This is a genomic window from Paenarthrobacter sp. NPDC092416, assembly GCF_044755025.1.
Classification (GTDB): domain Bacteria; phylum Actinomycetota; class Actinomycetes; order Actinomycetales; family Micrococcaceae; genus Arthrobacter.
Genome location: NZ_JBIVQG010000033.1, coordinates 1 through 3,423, shown reverse-complemented (window position 1 = coordinate 3,423; position 3,423 = coordinate 1). Strand labels below are relative to the sequence as shown.

Here is a 3,423-nt window from a genome sequence, read left to right as displayed (position 1 = left end):
TCACCGGCGAGGATGCCCAGGCCGCCGGAGTACTGGGGGAGGACTTCGGTGATGCCGAACTCGGGGGAGAAGTACGCGATGCAGGCTGGTGCGTCCTCGCCCAGGCCCTGGTACCAGCGCGGCTCGCTGAGGTACCGGTCCAGATCCGCCGCTGCCGCCTGGACGGCCTCCACCACCTCGCCGTTGCTGGCTAGTTCCTGCAACTGCTCGCGGCTGATCAACCCCAGGAATGTCATGGGATCGTGGTTGCTCGCTGCCCACGCTTCTGCGTCCAACGAGGCAAACAGCTCCTGCGTGGGCCGGTGCCAGGACCAACGCAGGTTGCTCGCCAATGCCGCCAACGGCCGAACGGCTTCAGGGAGCGTCATGCGGACCGTGATTTTCCGTATGGCCTTCATTTTCCGGACCTCCCTACGGTCGGCACGTTCCGGTCAAAGCCGGTTGGCAGTTTTGGGGTCGCTTTCATGCTCTTGCCTCCGCAAGGTCGGGGTGTTCTATGGATGGTTCAGAGAGTTCGGGTGGTCTGGAACCTGATCTGGCCCGGCTGAGTCGACCTTCGGTGGCCGAGGCAGAGGGGGCGGCTGGCGTTTCTCAGCGGCAATGTTCAAGCCGCCGGTCAGGGACGGGGAGCACACCTGCGGGCAGCTTCCGTCTAGACAGGTCCTCGGCATTTTTCGTTGCCAGCGCTGGAGGACCGGAGCTCGCCGCCCACTGGTCAGTGACGGAAAAGCTTGAATACCAGACAATCGACCCGCGTTGTCGACGCGATTCGATACGCGACTGTAGGCCTGTTCTGTGAGGTGTGTCAAAAGTCACACGCAGTGTTACGGAGGGCTTCCGCGTGGGTGGTGCACGACGCGACTTGGTCCGCGGATTTCGCATGAATCGCGGTGCTTGAATGGCGTGGTTACTGGGCGCAAAAGGGCGCAGCCCGGATGCTGTCCGAGACTGCGCCCTTTCGCCGGGGACCTAGCCGAGGCGGTTCATGGCTGGCTCGCGTCGAGGAGCTGTTTCGAATGCCATCCGGATGAGGCGTTCAAGTGTCGTGAGGCCATCAGTGGACAGAACGGACTCCAAGTGCCCTTGGATAGAGGCGACACCGTCACCGCGCAGGGCTGATACGACAGTTTCTTCAGCCGAGATTTCCAAGCCCAGTTCGGGAGTGCTCACCTGACCCGCTGCCCGGACTGCGCTGAACGTGTTGTAGAAGCCGATAGCGGCTCGAGCCCCGAAAACGTCTACTTCAAGGCGCACGCCCTGATGCGGCGAGGGGAGCGCTTCCACGCGGAGACCTGCCAGGAGAGACAGAATTTGGTGGCTCAGGCAAACCGCGAGCAGCGCTTTTCCCGAACTTAGTCTCGCGCGCATCAGCTCTCCGACTGTCGTAATACGGGCGTCTCCCTGACGGGGGTCGCCAGGACCAGGCCCGAAGACTACGAGATCGAAAGAAGACAGGTCGCTGACGGAATCCCATCGCGTGACGCTCGTCGTCATGCCCAGATAGCGCAGTTGGTGGGCAAGCATCTGGGTAAATTGGTCGCCGCAGTCAATGACCAGGGCTGTGCGTTGGGCAAAGGGCGGATTGGTGTTTGCGCCCTGTGAGTCCGTCCAGAAGGAAGCGAGCTTCTCGTTGCGCGTTTCGAGAGCCGCCGTAACTCCTGGTTGCTTGTTGAGATCGACCGCATCCGGGACCGGATCCTTTGGTATTAGCCCGAGGGCTGAGAGGACTCCCGCCGCCTTGGTGCGTGTCTCTTCGACCTCACCCTCGGGCGTCGACATCCGTACAAGAGTCGCTCCCGCCGATACCTTAATGAGTCCCTTGGAGTCGATGTGAGCTGCCCGGATGAGGATCGGGGCGTCCAACGAGTACGAGTCGTTGCCGGAAGCCTCGGACTCGAAGAATGCGAGCACGCCGGAATAGTATCCTCGGCCGCCTTCCTCGTACCGATCGATGACTGCACAGGCGTTCTCCATGGGGGATCCCGTGACGGTCGGTGCGAACATTGTGGCTCGCAGGACCTCGCGCGGATCGAGCTCCGTCCGTCCTTCCAACAGGTATTCTGTGTGACTGAGCTTGGACATCTGTTTCAGGTAGGGTCCAAGAATGCGGCCACCGTCCGGACACACGGCGCTCATCATCTTCATTTCTTCGTCAACCACCATGAAGAGCTCTTCGGTTTCCTTCGTGTCCGCCAGGAATCGGAGGGCCCCGGCCCGCGTTGGACCCCCGATAGGGTGCCGGAATGTGCCGGAGATCGGGTTCATGGTGACTAGTCCGCTTTTGACCGAAACGTGACGCTCTGGAGTGGCCCCGACGAGCGAATGCCCGGGTGTGTGCACCGCAAACGTCCAGTAAGCCCCTTGTTCCGTAGCCAGCAAGGTACGCAACCACGACAGCACCGCTGCAGCAGGGGCGGTTGACGTGGTGGCGCGGAAAGAACGCCGGATCACGAAATTGGCGCCTTCTCCCTGGCCAATCTCGTCGTTGATGACGCGCCGAACTGTCTCGGCGTAATGATCGTCAGGGGTGTCGAAGCCCAAAGAATCAGTCGGAACCTCAAAACGGGGCAGAATCTCAAGAACCTCCCGTGCAGATACCGTCTCCCGCTCGGTGACGATGAGACAACGCAACGGCGTGCCATCGTCCTGTGCTGTGTAACCGCGTTCCTTGAGCTGTCGGTACGGAACGAGGACCAGTACATCGTGCGCGTTTGGACCTGATTCCAGTGGGATTTCGGCAAGGTTCTCTATGTCGATGATCGGCCCCGTGATGACATCGACGTCGTCTGACCCGTTGCGTCGTATGACGGCGAATGGAAGTGGGGCATCTCCGGAGGATGATGCGATGATGCGGGCAAGCAGGGAAGTCATTGGTCTCCTGAAGATGAGGCCGCCCACTGCCCGGTACAACAAAGCGACCGCCAGGGGAGGCGGTCGCGTGCATGAATATGCGTATCGGGCCGCTCTAGGGAGCGGCCTGCCAAGAAGTCTGTACCGAATAACGCATGAAAGGACTCTAAGGCATTTACGTATTGTTTCGCCGCGGATCGCCTCAAGAGACAAAACATTTCGCCAAATCGACGCGCTTCAAAAAAGTCGCAGGGCATGTGGGCCTGCTCTTCAGCGACCTGGCTTGGACGTCCCGCGCTGGCACTCGAAGCCGTGATCAGATTTCCGCATTATGGAATTTGACTTCCAATTTAAACAGGATCGCCTTCCATCTGTCGTCAGATTGAAACATCCGGCTCATAGCGTCGTCTGTGACCTCGGCCATGATTCCTTCATGGCCCCGCACAGATAGGCGTTGCCATGAAGATCCCCCTGCCTTCCACCGCGGCACTCCCAGCGGCTGATAACCCCGCGGCCAGGACCCCCAAGAAGCCCCTGTATAAGTCGCTGTTTGTCCAGATCGCCGTGGCGGTG

At 60.5% G+C, this 3,423-nt stretch carries 2 protein-coding genes; both read right to left on the bottom strand.

Annotated elements, in window-relative coordinates; translation table 11 throughout:
- Positions 1 to 398, bottom strand: a 398-nt coding sequence (locus ACIQC5_RS24170; protein WP_400287752.1) for a DUF3417 domain-containing protein, incomplete at its 3' end; no start/stop codon positions are given.
- 571 nt (positions 399 to 969) lie between these two features.
- Positions 970 to 2,871: an anthranilate synthase family protein gene (locus tag ACIQC5_RS24165; RefSeq protein WP_400287750.1), complete on the bottom strand. Its 1,902-nt coding sequence runs from the start codon at positions 2,869 to 2,871 to the stop codon at positions 970 to 972.
- Between the last annotated feature and the right edge of the window lie 552 nt (positions 2,872 to 3,423).

Bases quoted from the DNA above. Each gene is read 5' to 3' on its own strand.
- ACIQC5_RS24165 (WP_400287750.1), bottom strand. From the start codon at position 2,871: ATGACTTCCCTGCTTGCCCGCATCATCGCATCATCCTCCGGAGATGCC.